General features: G+C 38.5%; 14 protein-coding genes, 1 tRNA gene and 1 pseudogene. 6 read left to right on the forward strand and 10 right to left on the reverse strand.

Annotated features, from left to right (window positions below; all coding sequences use genetic code 11):
* Window positions 1-2 precede the first annotated feature (2 nt).
* From CBE70_RS07775 to efp, 4 genes are all read right to left on the reverse strand, one after another.
* Window positions 3-953, reverse strand: coding sequence for a respiratory chain complex I subunit 1 family protein (locus CBE70_RS07775; protein ID WP_100158891.1), 951 nt, complete (start codon window positions 951-953; stop codon window positions 3-5).
* Window positions 954-965: 12 nt separating this feature from the next.
* Window positions 966-2,981, reverse strand: a complete 2,016-nt coding sequence (gene hyfB, locus CBE70_RS07780; RefSeq protein ID WP_100158892.1) for a hydrogenase 4 subunit B — start codon at window positions 2,979-2,981, stop codon at window positions 966-968.
* Between the two features lies 1 nt (window position 2,982).
* A complete protein-coding gene (locus CBE70_RS07785) occupies window positions 2,983-3,603 on the reverse strand; it encodes a 4Fe-4S dicluster domain-containing protein (protein WP_100158893.1) in 621 nt (206 codons plus the stop codon).
* A 963-nt stretch (window positions 3,604-4,566) separates the two neighbouring features.
* Window positions 4,567-5,133, reverse strand: a complete 567-nt coding sequence (gene efp / locus CBE70_RS07790; protein WP_088494539.1) for an elongation factor P — start codon at window positions 5,131-5,133, stop codon at window positions 4,567-4,569.
* A 44-nt stretch (window positions 5,134-5,177) separates the two neighbouring features.
* On the opposite strand from efp, the gene epmB reads away from it, so the two are divergent.
* The gene (epmB, locus tag CBE70_RS07795) at window positions 5,178-6,206 is read left to right on the forward strand and encodes an EF-P beta-lysylation protein EpmB (RefSeq protein WP_100158894.1); all 1,029 of its coding nucleotides are present in this window, start codon (window positions 5,178-5,180) and stop codon (window positions 6,204-6,206) included.
* 107 nt (window positions 6,207-6,313) lie between these two features.
* On the opposite strand, the gene CBE70_RS07800 is transcribed toward epmB, so the two are convergent.
* The 5 genes from CBE70_RS07800 to CBE70_RS07820 all read right to left on the reverse strand — a co-directional run bounded on the left by CBE70_RS07800 (window position 6,314) and on the right by CBE70_RS07820 (window position 11,473).
* Window positions 6,314-6,658, reverse strand: coding sequence for a DUF4156 domain-containing protein (locus tag CBE70_RS07800; protein ID WP_023582946.1), 345 nt, complete (start codon window positions 6,656-6,658; stop codon window positions 6,314-6,316).
* A gap of 325 nt (window positions 6,659-6,983) precedes the next feature.
* The gene (locus CBE70_RS07805) at window positions 6,984-8,615 is read right to left on the reverse strand and encodes a Na+/H+ antiporter (RefSeq protein WP_100158895.1); all 1,632 of its coding nucleotides are present in this window, start codon (window positions 8,613-8,615) and stop codon (window positions 6,984-6,986) included.
* Between the two features lie 189 nt (window positions 8,616-8,804).
* On the reverse strand, window positions 8,805-10,451 hold the full coding sequence (gene groL, locus CBE70_RS07810; protein WP_100158896.1) for a chaperonin GroEL: 1,647 nt from the start codon (window positions 10,449-10,451) through the stop codon (window positions 8,805-8,807).
* 52 nt (window positions 10,452-10,503) lie between these two features.
* Window positions 10,504-10,797, reverse strand: coding sequence for a co-chaperone GroES (locus CBE70_RS07815; RefSeq protein ID WP_036914050.1), 294 nt, complete (start codon window positions 10,795-10,797; stop codon window positions 10,504-10,506).
* 169 nt (window positions 10,798-10,966) lie between these two features.
* Window positions 10,967-11,473, reverse strand: coding sequence for an FxsA family protein (locus tag CBE70_RS07820; RefSeq protein WP_100158897.1), 507 nt, complete (start codon window positions 11,471-11,473; stop codon window positions 10,967-10,969).
* Window positions 11,474-11,847: 374 nt separating this feature from the next.
* On the opposite strand from CBE70_RS07820, the gene aspA reads away from it, so the two are divergent.
* The 4 genes from aspA (at window position 11,848) to CBE70_RS07840 (ending at window position 15,884) form a co-directional block, all read left to right on the forward strand.
* Complete coding sequence (gene aspA / locus CBE70_RS07825; protein WP_100158898.1) at window positions 11,848-13,272, forward strand: aspartate ammonia-lyase; 1,425 nt, start codon at window positions 11,848-11,850, stop codon at window positions 13,270-13,272.
* Window positions 13,273-13,430: 158 nt separating this feature from the next.
* Window positions 13,431-14,756: an anaerobic C4-dicarboxylate transporter gene (locus tag CBE70_RS07830; RefSeq protein ID WP_100158899.1), complete on the forward strand. Its 1,326-nt coding sequence runs from the start codon at window positions 13,431-13,433 to the stop codon at window positions 14,754-14,756.
* 183 nt (window positions 14,757-14,939) lie between these two features.
* Window positions 14,940-15,512: a division control transcriptional repressor DicD gene (gene dicD / locus CBE70_RS07835; RefSeq protein WP_100158900.1), complete on the forward strand. Its 573-nt coding sequence runs from the start codon at window positions 14,940-14,942 to the stop codon at window positions 15,510-15,512.
* Window positions 15,513-15,808: 296 nt separating this feature from the next.
* Window positions 15,809-15,884 (forward strand) — tRNA-Phe (locus CBE70_RS07840).
* 114 nt (window positions 15,885-15,998) lie between these two features.
* Here the strand turns inward: CBE70_RS07840 and CBE70_RS07845 are convergent.
* Window positions 15,999-16,211: pseudogene (locus tag CBE70_RS07845) on the reverse strand (Fic family protein); the annotation flags it as partial.
* A gap of 340 nt (window positions 16,212-16,551) precedes the next feature.
* Between CBE70_RS07845 and CBE70_RS07850 the strand changes: the two are divergent.
* Window positions 16,552-17,199 (forward strand): CPBP family intramembrane glutamic endopeptidase, encoded by a 648-nt coding sequence (locus CBE70_RS07850; RefSeq protein ID WP_100158901.1) that lies wholly within the window; start codon window positions 16,552-16,554, stop codon window positions 17,197-17,199.
* The last annotated feature ends 584 nt before the right edge of the window (window positions 17,200-17,783 follow it).

Genomic DNA, 17,783 nt, shown 5'->3' on the forward strand with positions numbered 1-17,783 from the left:
CCTTATAGACCAGTTAAATAGAAAACAAGAGCCAGTGCCGCAACACCGAATCCTAGCCATGTCACATGGTGAGTCAGTAAGAAGCGACCACGCGCTAAACTGTTTTCAACCAATGACGCTAATACAAACACCACTAACAATTTTACTGCCATTAAAACTAACGCAATGAGCAGTGCAATAAAGGTGAATTCTGTTGCTTTACCAAAAGGAATAAATATGGCTAAAAACAGTTCAGCCACTACCACTTGTTTTAAACCAAGACCCAGTTTCACCATGGCAAAACCAGAGCCTGAATACTCAGTTAATGGCCCTTCTTGTAACTCTTGCTCAGCTTCAGCAACGTCGAATGGCATTTTGCCCATTTCGATAAATGCGGCAAAAGCACAGGCTAATAAAGCTAATAAAGTAGCCGTTGGTGATACCCAACCTTGAGCAAGCGTTGCACTAATGGTGCCGACGTTGGTTGAACCCACAATTAAAGCCACTACAATCAGTGATAACACTAAAATAGGTTCTACTAACACACCCAGAGTTAATTCACGGCTTGCACCAATACCAGCAAATGGGCTTCCTGAATCCAGACCAGATAAAGAGAAGAAGAAACGATAAAGTGCAAACAGATAAATCAGTGCGATTAAATCTGCCGCACCCGCAAACAGTGACGTTGCGGTAAAGACAGGCAGTGCCATAGCAACCACCAGCATGCTGCCGAGTAACACATAAGGCATCACTTGGAAGATCACGCCAGATTGCTCAGGCGCCACAGATTGACGTTTAAATAACTTAAAGATATCTCGATAATCTTGCAAAATTCCAGGACCTTGACGCGAATGCATCTTGGCGCGAATTGTGCGCGAAATACCTGTACATAATGGGGTTATCGCTAACAAAAAGAGTGCTTGTATTAGTGCGAATATACCCATCATTAACGTAGGTGTTTCTTGGAAAGTCATAAGTCCCTCTCCTTACGCTGCGATGATTAAAAGCAAGATGACCAGCGCTGCGACAACGTATAGACAATAGAGTCTGAAATCCCCGCCTTGTAGGCATTGGATACGTTTTGCAAAACGTTGGATACCACGAACCAGAGGATAAATAATGCGTTCATCCCAGAATGGTTCGACCTTTTCAGCACCGAGCTGTGTTTTATTAAAACTACGAGACAGCAATGGAGATGGATCAAGTTGTTTACGCATACGATAAAGTGGTGCAAACATGCTACGTAATGCTTGAGTAAAACCACCTGCTGACACTGCCATATCCTTTTCCCACACATAACCACACGCCCAAGGATCACCTTTACGACGAAACGCAGGTTGATTGCCTTTTAGGCCGAGGTAAATCAGGAATGGGATAAGCGGTAGAGCAATTAATAAAACAAATGTTAATGCTGGAGAGAACATTGCTTGTGATGCAGTATCAGGAACAAGCATTGAGCCTTGAGCCACAGTTAATGCGCTGGTTTCGCTAAGAGACATTGCAATATTAGCAATAATTGGTGCAACAAAAGCGGCACCCACACCTAACACAACACAAAAAAGCGCTAATAAACCCATCGCAATTGTCATGGGTAGTGGTACTTCTTTTGCTTTTGTTGCTTGCTCACTACGAGGGCCACCACAGAAGCTAACACCATAGACTTTAACGAAACACATTGCCGCTAATGCCCCTGTAATTGCCAGCATAATTATGGCAATAGGACCACTTAAGCGCATCACAAAGTTACCTTCGTAACTCATCGTGAATAGAGACTGATAGGTATACCATTCACTTACAAAACCGTTTAATGGTGGTAACGCTGAAATCGCCATACAACCAATTAAGAATGCTGTTGCAGTGTAAGGCATCAGTTTGGCTAACCCACCCATTTTATCCATATCACGAGTGTGAATTTGATTAATAATCGCGCCAGCACCGAGGAATAATAATCCTTTGAACACCGCATGGTTTAATAAGTGATATAAAGCACCTAACAGGCCAAGTGCAGCGATAACAGGATGATCTGTTGCCATGCCGACCATACCGACACCAACACCCATTAAAATGATGCCGATATTTTCAACGGTATGCCATGCAAGTAAACGTTTTAAATCGTGCTCTGCTAATGCGTACATAACACCTAATACAGAAGAAACTGCACCGAATGCAAGGACAACAATTCCCCACCACATTTCAGTGGCGCCCAATAAATCGATACCGACTTTGATTATCCCAAAGATACCAATTTTGACCATCACACCTGACATTAATGCTGATGCATGTGAAGGTGCTGCGGGGTGAGCTTTTGGTAACCAACTGTGTAATGGCAACATACCGGCTTTGGCACCAAAACCAAAGAAGCCCAATAAGAACACCACAGAGGCCATTGCAGGAGAAAGAGAGAGTTGACGGAATGAATCAAAATCAAGGCTACCACTTTCACGCCACATCAAGAAGAAGGCAATCATGATCAACACGGAGCCTGCGTGAGCAATAAAAAAGTAAAGTAAACCTGCATGAATAGATTCGTCATCTTGGTCAGCAATAACTAAGAACCAAGAAGCCAGTGACATCATTTCGAATAGGATAATAAAGTAGAACGCATTATCCATCACCACTAAGCCAACCATAGAAGCAATAAACAGATTCATAAAGAATCCCATGCTCCAAGCGCCACGGCCTTTATATTCTTGCACATAAGCAAGAGAATAAAGCGCACATACGCTGACTAGTAATGAAATAACGAACACCATAAAGGCGCCTAACATATCCATGCGCACCACAAAGGCGGCAAAATCGAAAGGCCCTGCGACGGTAAATGTAGCGATTTCACCACCAAAAATAACCGGTAATGCACTTAAAATACCTAAGACACCACCAATGATTGCGCTGATCCCTGAAATAAGGATTGCCAACCCTTCCTGTTTTTTTAAAAACAGTGCAATAACGCCACCAACAACATACAGGATGACTGACCACAGCAGTAACTGAAGAGGTTCCATATTACTTCCGCTCCTGTGTCAAAGTAGATAAATCGTCAAGACTCGTAATGGGTTCCATCACTGAGCCTAAGCGACGCGTTTTCATCTGCTCTTCAAGTTTGTCTTCTTCAACCAAATGCAATGCATCGGTTGGACATACGTTGACACAAGCAGGGCCTTCATCAGAGAAAGCACATAAATCACATTTCACTGCGATTGCGCGGATACCCACATTCCATGCAAGAAATGGGTTGGTTGTTGGAAGGCTTGCTGGCACATCCGCCAACATTTCTTCAGGCACAAAGTGTTCAAAAACAGCCGGTAAGTTAACGGGTTTACTGCCTGATGGTGTAATTGCACCAAAAGGACAAACCAGACCACACAACTTACAGCCAATACACAGGCTCTCATTAAGAAAGATCATATTATCTTCATGAGTGATGGCATTGACTGGGCACACACGAGCACAAGGAGCATCCTCACAGTGCCGACAAAGCATCGGTGCTGTCTGATCCTCCACTTTTACCACTGTAAGACGCGGATGCGCCTGTAAACCCACAGCTTGGTGAACTTCTGAACAAGCTGCCATACAGGTATTACACCCTATGCATCGTTGTGGCTCTGCAATTACAAAGCGATTCATTCGCCACATCCTCCGAGAAAAACGTTTAACAGCATTACTGTCGTCAATTTTTCTTTAGATAAAGCATTTTTCATGCCAAAAGAGGATTCGATTTATTTATGATAAAAATCATTAAGATAGAAATACAGGAAGGGACTTAGAATGACGTATCGACAATAATGACGTTGACACTTAACCAGAGTGTAAGAAAGGAAATGAGACAGATAAAACAGATTTATTCTACTTAATTGGCTTTAATGAACATTAAGACTCGAACACCAGAATATTTGATAGAATTTTATTCAGAGTTAGCAATTATTTTATTTCAGAATTAAAGATATTAACTTTTAATGACTCTATTAAACTAAATAATAATCTAGTTAACTATCCAATTATAACTATTTAGTAATGGAGATTTGATAATAAAGAAGAAAAAAGAAAAATGAGATTTTATTTAAAAAACACTAGCTTTGTTAATATTTATTATAGAATAAAAGAGAAGATGAGAAAAATAAAAGAGATATATCAAAGTAAGTGTCTATATTGAAAGGGTTTCCCTAGTACAACTAAAATATAAAATAAAGATCAATAATATTACAGGATTAATGTTTTTATCTATACTCTTCAATATCTCTTAAAGGAAAGTCAAAATAACTTAAATAAATATTGCTGTGGATTATCTTTACCAAAACAACCTACAAACTTATTTTAAGAAAATGGTTATTTTTTACCAATTCCAATATTGAATATAACATTCTATTTTGGCATCAGAGATAATGAAGGGATAAATAAATCAGAAACAAAATAATAACACAGAAAATTAAATAATGCAGTAATACAAATCGCTCAATTTTTTAGAAAGAAAATACTGTCTATTAATCAACATTTATAAATTAAAATAAAAAAATACCGCAGATATTTAACATTATCTGCGGTAATTATTTATTGTGCTTAACGTTTCACTCAGTAAAATAATCTATGCGATTACTTTACGCGCGATACGTATTCACCTGAACGAGTATCAACTTTGATAACTTCACCGATTTGTACAAACAGTGGAACTTTAACAACCGCACCAGTGCTTAATGTTGCTGGTTTGCCACCTGTACCTGCGGTGTCACCTTTCAGGCCTGGATCAGTATCAACGATTTCTAATTCAACAAAGTTTGGTGGAACAACAGCGATAGGACGACCATCCCACAGTGTTACGATACACTCAGCTTGGTCAATCAGCCATTTAGCGTTTTCGCCAACGGCTTTCTCGTCTGCTGCTAATTGTTCGAAAGTTTCGTTGTTCATGAAATGCCAGAACTCACCGTCGTTATACAGGTAAGTTAAATTGATATCCATGACATCAGCACCATCTGCTGAATCAGTAGATTTAAATGTTTTTTCCAGTAATTTGTTAGAAATCAGTTTACGCAGACGCACACGAGCAAATGCCTGACCTTTACCTGGTTTAACAAATTCACATTCAGTAATGACGGCTGGCTCGCCATCTAACATGATTTTAAGACCTGAACGAAAATCGTTGGTATTATAAGAAGCCATGAATATCCTCTAACTTTTTTAATTTAAAATGGCATAGCCAAAAAATGGCACACATTGTAACTCATAATCACCCCACCAGAGAAGTCTGGTTAACACAACTCGCGCAGGCAATCAGTGATCCTGTTGAATTACTCCAACTTTTAGCGTTGGAACATCACGCTGATCTCCAAAAAGGGGCTCAGGCGCGACGGCTTTTTCCGCTACGGGTTCCCCGTGAATTCGTTGCACGCATGAAAAAAGGCGATCCTAACGATCCATTACTTTTACAAGTATTAACTGCAAATGCTGAATTTACCATAACACCGGGATTTTCTACGGATCCGTTAGATGAGCAACAAAATGCGGTGCCAGGTTTATTACATAAATATCAGAATCGTGCATTGCTTCTGGTCAAAGGTGGTTGCGCTGTCAATTGTCGCTACTGTTTTCGTCGTCATTTTCCCTATGAAGATAACAAAGGAAACAAAGCGAATTGGCAAAAGGCAATAGAGTATATCAAAAATAACCCAAAACTCGATGAAATCATCTTCTCTGGAGGCGATCCTCTTATGGCGAAAGATGATGAGCTTGATTGGTTGATAACACAATTAGAGGCTATCCCTCATCTTAAGCGCTTACGTATCCACTCTCGTTTACCTGTGGTTATCCCTGCGCGTATTACTGACACGCTTTGCAAACGCCTGCAACAGTCACGCTTGCAAAATATCATGGTATTACACATCAATCACGCCAATGAAATTGATGATGCATTAAGAGAAGCTTGTTCAAAGCTAAAAAATGCTAATGTCACTTTATTGAATCAAGGTGTGTTATTACGAGGTGTCAATGACAGTGCTGAAGTCCTTGCGGATTTAAGTCGCGCACTATTTGATGCTGGTGTTATGCCGTATTACTTACATGTTCTAGATAAAGTGCAAGGTGCTGCTCACTTTATGGTGCCAGACAGTGAAGCAAGAGACATTATGAAAGCACTAATGAGCTTAGTGTCAGGTTATATGGTACCTAAACTCACGCGTGAAATTGGGGGCGAACCTAGTAAGACGTTGTTAGATCTTGGGTTACGCCAGCAATAATAAATAGCACAAAAACAAAAAAGCTGTAGCTCAATTCAAATAGATGAAGTGACTACAGCTTTTTTATCTATTAGCAGACTAATAAATGGTGAATAAATTAAACGCCCTTATTGGCATTTATAAACTTGTCCACTCATTTTGCTATCTAATGGTGCAAAGCTATCAACAAAGCTACCTGCGCCAGTACCAACGTTAAAAATAACGTTACCACCCATTGCTGCTGCTTTGTTACGTAGATCGTTAGCAGCACCTCGCAGTGATTGGCTTTCAGTACGGGAACCTGATAACCAGTTATTTTGAACACCTGTCACTGTTCCTAATAATTGGCATTCACTGCCTGGTTGCGTATCAGTGATTTGTACCTGTGAGCCCGCAGTGCTTAATGTGTTTGTTGCAGAACAGCCTGCTAGTAACAACGCTGCAGCAGCTCCCAATAACAATTTAATTCGCATGATCCCCTCATTTATTTGAGTGTCCGTTTAGTCACGACAACAATATACCTTGTCATCCCTATTATGCGCAAAAATAAATCATCATTACTATCTCACATTAGCCAATAGCCTTAAGATATTATTTTCGCTTTAAACTTATTTTAACGTACAAATTCAGCTTTGAGATAGACAAAGCAATAGTGCCTCTATTCTACACCGCTTTTATGCTTTTAAAACGATCTGACCTATTTTCAGCCTACACAGTGCGAGAATGAACACACAATTAGTTCATTTTTTAAAAAATCTTCAGACAGCAAACGACTATCTGAAGATAATATTGACCAAATTAACTCAAATGATGATTCAGTGCTTCTTCTTTTAAATCTAATTCATGGCGTAAACGATGAAAAATATGCTCGCTAATATGACGTGATTTACGTAACTGCTGTAATGTATCGCGCTCTATTTTTAACGCACTGCGCGACAACTGACGCTCCATGCTAAACAAACGTTTTAGATCAAGCGCCCCTTCTTGCACACTGTCTTCACTATCAAGACGACGGCTATAAATTTCTAATAAATGTGAACCAGCCTCATTGCGTAGTGACATCTCATCAAGATCTTCACAAGGTTGGTTCATTAACTCATTAATATGTGCAATCGCCGCTTCGTTTAACGCCAAACGCGTACGAATTTCATCATTTTCATAAGGTAAATCTTCTGATAACCCTTTAGTTAAAATCGGCAATGCAATTGTGGCTATCAATAATGAACAAAGAATAACGCCCATGGCAATAAAGATAGCGAGATCTCGTGTAGGGAAAGGTGAACCATCTGTCATTAATAAAGGAAGAGTTAAGATACCGGCTAGTGTAATTGCACCTCGTACTCCCGCGGTTGCCATAATCGCCATTAAACGCAGATCATGACGAGATAAACGTTTATCAGGAGAGCGGAATACTGTCAGCGACATAGAGATCCACACCCATGTAAAACGTAGTACAGCCAGCCCTATCGTGATAATGATGATATAACCTACAACTGCCCACGGATTAGCTGTACCTGCTGATTGCGTCACTTCAGGTAATACCTTCCACATTGCAGGAAGTTGCTCACCTAATAAAATAAAAATCATCCCATTAAGTGCAACTTGAACTGTGTCCCAAACCGCTTTACTTTGCATACGAGTGGCAGCTTGCATACGACCCACAATTTTTTCGTAGTGCATTGCAATACCAGCAACTACAGCGGCCAAGATCCCCGAGACATGGAAATGCTCCGCTAATAAATAAGCAATAAATGGCATCAACAAGCTGATCAAGATTTGGATAGCCGGATCTTCACCAGTACGTTTAACCAAAAACTGATTTAATCGCCCAATCACGCCAGCCACAATCAAACCAATTGCAGCACCACCTAAAGCAACTAATAAAAATTGTCCTGTTGCTGAAGCAATAGAAAAAGAACCTGTTAATGCTGCTGCGACCGCAAAGCTAAAACAGACTAAACCTGTAGCGTCATTAAGCAAAGACTCGCCTTCTAAAATATGTGTCATACGTGAAGGAAGTGGTGAATTGACGGTCATTGCAGACACTGAAACAGGATCAGTTGGCGATAAAATCGCAGCTAATGCAAAAGCAATCGCAAGCGAAATAGAAGGAATAAGCCAGTGAATAAAAAAGCCCATCCCAATTACGGTGACAACAACTAAACCAATAGCCAATGACATAATCGGTTTAATTTCTTGAAATAACGCCTCTTTAGGAATACGCCAGCCATCTAAAAATAACAAAGGAGGGATAAAGAGGAACAAGAAAAGATGAGGATCAAAAGCAACCTCAAAACCAAAGATAGATAAACAGGTTCCGACAGCTATTTGGATCAATGGTAAAGGAATTTTTTCTGACAGTAATCGTGAGATAAATACACTCACAATCACGGCAAAAAGAAAAATAAGCACGATGGCGACGACAGACATGGTGAACACCCCAATTTATTTAATTATTTTTTAAGCGGTGCAGTAAAAACGATCTGTTGTCTAGTTGTAAAGAAATAAGTTGTTTCTAATTATATAAAAAACAAATTATCTGATAATTCTGAAATAAAACAGTATAAAAAAACCCGAGCCTAAGCTCGGGTTTTTTTGTGTAAAACAGTTAGCTGATGATTACATCATGCCGCCCATTCCACCCATGCCGCCCATACCGCCAGCAGCACCTAAGTCCATTTTGTCATCTTTCGGTGAATCTGTGATCATTGCTTCTGTTGTGATCATCAGACCTGCGATAGATGCAGCAAATTGCAGTGCTGAACGAGTAACTTTAGTTGGATCTAAGATACCCATATCAATCATATCGCCGTAAACATCAGTTGCAGCGTTATAACCGTAGTTACCTTCACCTGCTTTCACTTTGTTTACAACAACAGAAGGTTCTTCACCTGCGTTAGCAACGATTTGACGCATTGGAGATTCCATTGCACGTAATGCAACGCGGATACCTACTGTTTGTTCTTCGTTATCACCAACCATCTCACGCAGAGCGTTAGCAACACGAACCAGAGCAGTACCACCACCAGCAACAACGCCTTCTTCAACTGCTGCACGAGTTGCATGCAGAGCATCGTCAACACGAGCACGTTTTTCTTTCATTTCAACTTCAGTTGCTGCACCAACTTTAATTACTGCAACACCGCCTGCTAATTTAGCAACGCGTTCTTGTAATTTTTCACGGTCATAATCTGAAGTTGCATCTTCGATTTGTTGACGGATTTGAGATACACGACCGCTGATTGCGTCTTGATCACCTAAACCATCAATAATCGTTGTTGTATCTTTGTTGATAACAACGCGTTTTGCTTGACCTAAGTCTTCTAATGTCGCTTTTTCTAACTCCATGCCGATTTCTTCAGAAATCACAGCACCGTTAGTTAATGTTGCAATATCTTGCAGCATTGCTTTACGACGATCACCAAAGCCAGGTGCTTTAACAGCAGCAACTTTAACGATACCACGCATGTTGTTCACAACTAATGTTGCCAGTGCTTCACCTTCAACATCTTCTGCAATGATAAGCAGAGGTTTGTTAGCTTTAGCAACGCCTTCTAAAACAGGCAGTAATTCACGGATGTTAGAAACTTTTTTGTCAACTAACAGAATGAATGGGTTTTCTAATTCTGCTGTACCCGTTTCAGGTTTATTGATGAAGTAAGGAGACAGATAACCGCGGTCAAACTGCATACCTTCAACAACATCTAGCTCATCTTCTAAGCCAGTACCTTCTTCAACGGTGATAACACCTTCTTTACCTACTTTATCCATCGCTTGCGCGATCAGAGTACCGACGGTTTCATCAGAGTTAGCAGAAATTGTACCAACTTGAGCAATCGCCTTAGTATCTGAACATGGAACAGACAGTTTTTTCAGTTCTTCGACAGCTGCAACAACAGCTTTATCGATACCGCGTTTCAGATCCATTGGGTTCATGCCAGCGGCGACTGCTTTTAAGCCTTCGGCAATGATTGATTGTGCTAATACTGTTGCAGTTGTAGTACCATCACCTGCCGCATCATTGGCTTTAGAAGCAACTTCTTTCACCATCTGTGCGCCCATGTTCTCAAATTTATCTTCGAGTTCAATTTCGCGAGCAACAGATACACCATCTTTAGTAATAACAGGTGCGCCGAAAGATTTATCTAAAACAACGTTACGACCTTTAGGGCCTAAAGTTACTTTAACTGCATCTGCAAGAACATTAACACCACGTAACATTTTATTACGAGCATCTACACCGAATTTGACGTCTTTAGCTGCCATCGTATATTTCCTTTGAATTCGTTCAGTTTAAGAAGATCTTAAAAGAGAAAAATTATTCTTCTACAATTGCTAAAATGTCACTTTCAGACATGATAAGCACGTCTTCGTTATCAATTTTTTCTGTTTTAACGCCATAACCGTCGTTAAAAATTACGATATCGCCAACTTTAACATCCAGCGGTTTAACGTCGCCGTTTTCCATAATACGGCCTTGACCTACGGCTAAAATTTCGCCACGAGTTGATTTACCCGCCGCAGTGCCAGTCAGTACGATACCGCCTGCTGATTTAGCTTCGACTTCTTTACGTTTAACAATAACACGGTCATGTAATGGACGAATCTTCATTAATAGTGCTCCTATAAAAAAGTCCATATCAGGATTAAGGTTGATACCAGTGCCCAAAATGAACCAGTACCATGACGATACAGGTGGGGGCATCCAGTAAAACTTCAAGGGGAGAAGTGTGATTTTTTTTCAAATTTTCCCCATTTCAGTTGATTATGCTTTGGGCTAATTATTTTTTGTCAGAAAAATGGTCGTTATCCTGATCTTCCGTCTTATTATTCAGTTGGTTACTCGGTGAATCCTCTTTACGCTGAAACTCGCCTTCAAAGGTTGTTCCATTCTGATTAGAAGAAAATCCACTTTGACCATGACCTGCTGAATAAATTTGAATTCGAGAGATCAGTTTCGTCACTAATAGCGCTTGCAGTGGCGGTAATAACAACAGCAAGCCCAAGAAATCCGTGAAAAAGCCTGGGATCAACAGTAAAATACCCGCCAGTATTAATGAAACACTTTTCACCATTTCTGCTGCTGGCACTTCACCCACCGCAAGTTTTTGTTGCATTGAAGCGATATTTTTTACGCCCTGATTTTTTACCAATGAGACACCAACACAAGAGGTCAGTACCACAAGGAATAGTGTTGTAAGAACGCCAATAGAAGATGCCACATTGACGAAAATAACGGCTTCTATATAGATAAGAAGGCAGATAATAATTAATGGGAGCCAACGCACGTGGTTCTCCTTTTTTATAAAAAAGATTCATATTATTAATAGAAAGGAGTGTGAACTACATCTAAGGTGATGGTTTACGAACTCGCTTTTTCTTAGTTTATCTACATAATAATGGGGAGCCTAATACTCCTTTTCAAGGGGCGTTAAAAAGAGAAGTAGAACTGTAAAATCCATGAGATAGATCACAAAAAGAAAATATTTAGACGTTATTTACGTATAAAGTGATCCAGCTTAAAGGTATTTGTTCACAACCCGAATATGATCGTGTCAGTACCAAGCAAAACGGTAAGTTATATTACATTATTAACCGTTAACGATATATTTTATTAACAAGCGCATAACTAGACAGTTAAAATTTTAATAAGAAGGTTCTCATGTCAAATAAAACTCGTATCGAAGAAGACCTGTTAGGTAAAAGAGAAGTTCCTGCTGATGCTTACTACGGCGTCCACACTTTACGTGCTATTGAAAACTTCTACATCAGTGATCGTACCATCAATGATGTTCCAGAATTCATCCGCGGTATGGTAATGGTGAAAAAAGCTGCTGCATTAGCAAACAAAGAGCTTCACACTATTCCTCGTGAAATCGCTGATACGATTATCAAAGCCTGTGACGTAGTATTAGAAACAGGTAAACACATGGATCAATTCCCAGTTGATGTATTCCAAGGCGGTGCAGGTACTTCATTAAATATGAATACCAATGAAGTTATCGCAAACATCGGTCTGGAATTAATGGGCCACCAAAAAGGTGAATACCAATACCTGAACCCAAATGACCACGTCAATAAGAGCCAATCAACAAACGACGCTTATCCTTGTGGTTTCCGTGTAGCGGTTTATAACTCTGTTATCAAATTAACTGAATCTATCGAACTGCTGAAAGCAGGTTTTGATAGAAAAGCAGTTGAGTTCAAAGACATCCTGAAAATGGGTCGTACTCAGTTACAAGATGCTGTACCAATGACTTTAGGTCAAGAATTCCACGCTTTCTCTGTATTAATGAAAGAAGAAATCAAAAACCTGAAACGCACCGCTGAGTTACTGTTAGAAATGAACTTAGGTGCAACAGCTATCGGTACTGGTCTGAATACAGCGCCTGGTTACCAAGAACTGTCTGTTAAAAAATTAGCAGAAGTGACTGGCTTAGCCTGTGTTCCAGCAGAAGACTTAATTGAAGCAACTTCTGACTGTGGTGCTTATGTAATGGTTCACGGCGCATTAAAACGCTTAGCTGTGAAAATGTCTAAAATCTGTAATGACTTACGTTTACTGTCCTCTGGTCCTCGTGCAGGTCTGAAAGAAATCAATCTTCCAGAACTACAAGCAGGTTCTTCAATCATGCCAGCTAAAGTAAACCCAGTTGTTCCAGAAGTTGTTAACCAAGCTTGCTTTAAAGTTATCGGTAATGACACTTGTGTAACTATGGCTGCTGAAGCAGGTCAATTACAATTAAACGTAATGGAACCAGCAATCGGTCAAGCAATGTTCGAATCAATCTCTCTGTTAAGCAACGCTTGCCGTAACTTAGTAGAAAAATGTGTTGATGGTATCACTGCAAATAAAGAAATCTGTGAACACTTCGTATTCAACTCAATCGGTATCGTTACTTATCTGAACCCATTCATCGGTCACCATAACGGCGATATCGTTGGTAAGATTTGTGCTGAAACAGGTAAGAGTGTACGTGAAGTTGTTCTAGAACGAGGTTTATTAACCGAAGAACAACTGGATGATATCTTCTCTGTTGAGAACTTAAAAAACCCGGCTTACAAAGCAAAACGCTTCGATGATTAATAATTGTGTTTTATAACATGACACTGTTAAACATAAGAATGAGCTCTTAAAAACACAAGGCACGGACTCTTTAAGAGACGTGCCTTTTTACTTGATTGTAAAAACAAAAATTTAACTTATCTTTCTCATTTTTTTAATTATCTCAAGGAGTAAACGCTATGTTAGCCGTAGAATTGATTATCGTTCTGCTGGCCATTTTCCTCGGTGCGAGACTTGGGGGAATTGGTATCGGGTTTGCCGGTGGTTTAGGGGTTTTAGTTTTAGCTGCTATCGGTGTTAAACCAGGTTCAATCCCTTTTGATGTTATCTCCATCATTATGGCTGTTATTGCCGCAATCTCTGCGATGCAGGTTGCTGGTGGTTTGGATTACCTTGTTGGCCAAACTGAAAAACTGTTAAGACGTAATCCAAAATACATCACAATTCTTGCGCCAATTGTGACTTATTTCTTAACTCTATTTGCAGGTACAGGGAACATCTCTTTAGCAACACTGCCCGTTATCGCTGAAGTTGCAAAAGAACAAGGCATTAAACCTTGCCGTCCTTTATCAACGGGTGTTGTTGCAGCTCAAATCGGTATTACTGCATCTCCAATCTCTGCTGCTGTTGTTTACATGGCATCTGTCATGGAAAACCCAGCAATGGTCGGTGAAGGTAATACTGTAAGCTACATCACTCTGCTGTCTATCTTATTACCAGCGACTTTCCTTGCTATCATTCTGATGTCATTCATCGTGTCTTGGGTATTTAACTCAAAACTGTCTGATGATGCTGTCTATCGTGAGCGTTTAGAACAAGGTCTGGTTGAATTACGTGGTAGCCAAGCACGTAGAGAAACATTACCGGGTGCTAAATCTTCTGTAATGCTGTTCTTACTGGGTGTTGTCTGTGTTGTTACCTATGCAATTATCAACAGCCCAAGCTTAGGTATCGTGAAAGAACCGTTAATGAACACCACTAACGCTATTCTTATCATCATGCTGAGTGTTGCAACCTTAATCACTGTTTTCTGTAAAGTTAAAACTGACAACATCCTAAACTCAAGTACCTTTAAAGCAGGTATGAGTGCATGTATTTGTATTCTGGGTGTTGCATGGTTAGGTGATACTTTCGTTTCAAGCAACATCGATTGGATCAAACTGACTGCGGGTGACTTAATCACTGGCCATCCTTGGTTATTAGCGGTTATCTTCTTCTTCTGCTCTGCTCTGTTATATTCTCAAGCAGCAACAGCGAAAGCGTTAATGCCAATGGCTTTAGCTTTAGGTGTATCTCCATTAACTGCAATTGCTTCTTTCTCTGCCGTTTCTGGTCTGTTCATCCTGCCAACTTACCCAACACTGGTTGCGGCAGTTCAAATGGATGACACAGGTACAACTCGTATCGGTAAATTAGTCTTCAACCACCCATTCTTTATCCCTGGTACTATTGGTGTGGTATTAGCTGTCGGATTTGGTTTCCTCTTCGGCGGTATGATTTTGTAGTTTGAAGTAAAAAATTAAAACATTGCAAAAAAGCGCTTAGCGCTTAAAAGAAATAAAAAATAAGAAAATACTCTGTCGCAAGATGGAGTATTTTCATTTTAGCCTATCGCTCCTCGCTTTCATTTTTAGCTAAAGTCTGCTAATTATGATGTTCTCGCGACAACGTGATTTAAGGAGATTTCCGTGCAACGTGAAGCGTTATTAGACCACGTACTTATCCAGTTAGAGCAATACGGCTTAGCGGCAACCTTACCAGAGCTTCTTCAAGATTCGGGTATCAGTGAATCCCAACTTCACCCTTTCTGGCCTGATAGAGACGCATTGATTTTTGATTGTCTTCGCCACCATGGACAGCAAATTGATATTTGGCAACGCCAAGTGATTTTAGATGAAGAGCTGACTATCGAGCAAAAATTGCTTGCTCGTTACGATCAACTTGCTATGCGTTTAGAAAAAAACCGTTTCCCCGGTTGTCTATTCGTTGCAGCTTGTAGCGCATATCCTGATGAGCACTCTCAAATTCACCAATTAAGCCAACGCCAAAAGCAAAGCTCATTTGATTACTCTAGAACGCTACTACGCGAGCTTGATATCGAAGACAGCGAGTTAGTTGCTAAACAAATGGAACTCATCTTAGAAGGCTGTTTAAGCCGTTTAATGGTGAATCATCATGCTGATGATATTATTACAGCAAAATTATTGGCCGAGGATATTCTTAAGATTGCTCAATGCCGAAAAAATGGTGCATTAAGTTAATTTCGAGTGTTGTAAAACGAGAAAAATAACCTGTTTTTTTGCTTGTACTCAATATCTATCTGCGAAGTAGCAAAAAACAAATTTAATCATCAAAAAAAGAGAAAGTTTTCTCTTTGATATGCAAAAAAGTGAATATCTTTACTGATTGTTATTTAAGCGTTTTTTACTAAAAAATAGCTTATGATGAAAATTTAAACTCGAATAGAATAAAAAGAAAGCAAACGAACTTATTTTTGCATTTTTTATTAAAAAGACGTTGACGCATCCCGCTGAATACGGTTTAATGCGCCTCGTTAGCCCGAATAGCTCAGTCGGTAGAGCAGGGGATTGAAAATCCCCGTGTCCTTGGTTCGATTCCGAGTTCGGGCACCATCTTTAGAAAAACCAGCCTTAGGGCTGGTTTTTTGCTTTTATAGACTAAGCTAATTGTTGTTAACAAATGCACTTCATCACCTTTTCCCTTTTCTATCTACATTATTTTTATCTATTAGAAAGTGTAGTATGGTTTCCCTCTATTCTTGCAGAACCTAAGCTCTCCAACATATGAAAAATATCTTTCAATTGAGCAAATAAAAGTGGATAGACATCTGTTTCTAATCGTAAATGTCGAAGTAACTCTAGCTCTGTTAAAGCATCAACTAAAGGAGAGTCAAAACTTGGATTTAAGAGTCCAAGTGCAAAGTGATTAAATTGGGGCATTATGTTTAATTACCTCAACTGAGCTAAAAAATTAGCTCAAAAATCGACAAAAACAAGAAACATAATCAATGAGTTAAAATAATGAAACGAAAAGATTATCTCTAATAAAATTAAAGAACAGATAAGTATATGAAGCATATTATAATTTATTGATAGTCATCTTATTATTTATATCGATCTATTTCATTTTTTCTATTTTCTCTATTTTTATTTATCTGACCTTAAAAATTAATTAATTATGAGTTATACAAAATGAAATAATACTATTTTTATTACATATGATTAATGTTTAAACTCTGTATCCTATTAATATCAACCTATCATCAAAGGACAAACATAAATGGAATTTCCCAAAGACCGAATTTATCATTCAGTTATCTGCGTCCTTGCCTTTATAGGCTATTTCTTTTCCTCTTTTAGCCTATTACTGACGCCAGCTCCTGCTGCATTGCTACAATCGTCTTACATCATCTCATTAATCAGTTTTTTTATTTACCTTCCCTACTGCCTAATTATTTGGTTTTCCTATCAAAAAAATATTAAACTAATGCCGTTAGGTCGCCTTCAATGGAGTACTCTAAAAGCCCCTTTTTTAGCCTTACTGGGATTATATTTTATCAGTCTATTTTTAGGCTCTGAAGACGATTCATGGGTTACAGAGATTGAATCTATTACAGGGTTTGCATTCTTCTTGTTTGCCCTTTCTGTTATTTTTATCGCCCCAATTACCGAAGAAATCATTTTTAGAGGTTTTCTATTAAATGCCGGTATGTGGTATGGCAATATAGGTAAATGGGTAGCCATTATTCTCTCATCACTTCTATTTGCAGCTATGCACGTCCAATATGAGTCACTCACCACTTTTATCATTATTTTTATTGTGGGTGTTGTATTTTGCCTAGTAAGAATAGGCACTCGTTCATTAATTTCATCCATAGTACTGCATGGAATACACAACACAATCAGTGTCGTTTTTTTAATGTTATAGAATTTTTATTTAATAACTTTCTATTTTTTATAACAAAACACTTATTCATTTAAAAAAAAATGATATTTAATAGATGAAAATGTTTTTACAATTATCATTTCATGATATTAAAAAGAGCGTTACATACACAATACTAATATGATTAACACTTAAATTATATAAATATTTTATTTAATATATAATTTATAAAATAATGATTAACAATAAAAAACAAATTTATTTAACAACCAATTCTATTATGTACATAAAATCCATATTAACTTACAGTCTGAAAAGAATGAAATAAATAAGATATTAATAAGAATCACTCTNTGTACATAAAATCCATATTAACTTACAGTCTGAAAAGAATGAAATAAATAAGATATTAATAAGAATCACTCTTAATCTATTTATGAGATCTCTCTCTAAAGATAGGAAATTAACTTAGGATTAAGAGCATAGAAATGATAGCATAAAAAATGCTATAAATTAATTCTATAATTTACATGACTTTAGTTTAAATAAATTAAAAATTTTTAAATATATTGTCTTCAATTTATTAACAAGAAAGATAATGAATATCTTAGTTAATAATTATTTAA

This window comes from Proteus columbae, from assembly GCF_002777965.1.
GTDB classification, from domain to species: domain Bacteria; phylum Pseudomonadota; class Gammaproteobacteria; order Enterobacterales; family Enterobacteriaceae; genus Proteus; species Proteus columbae.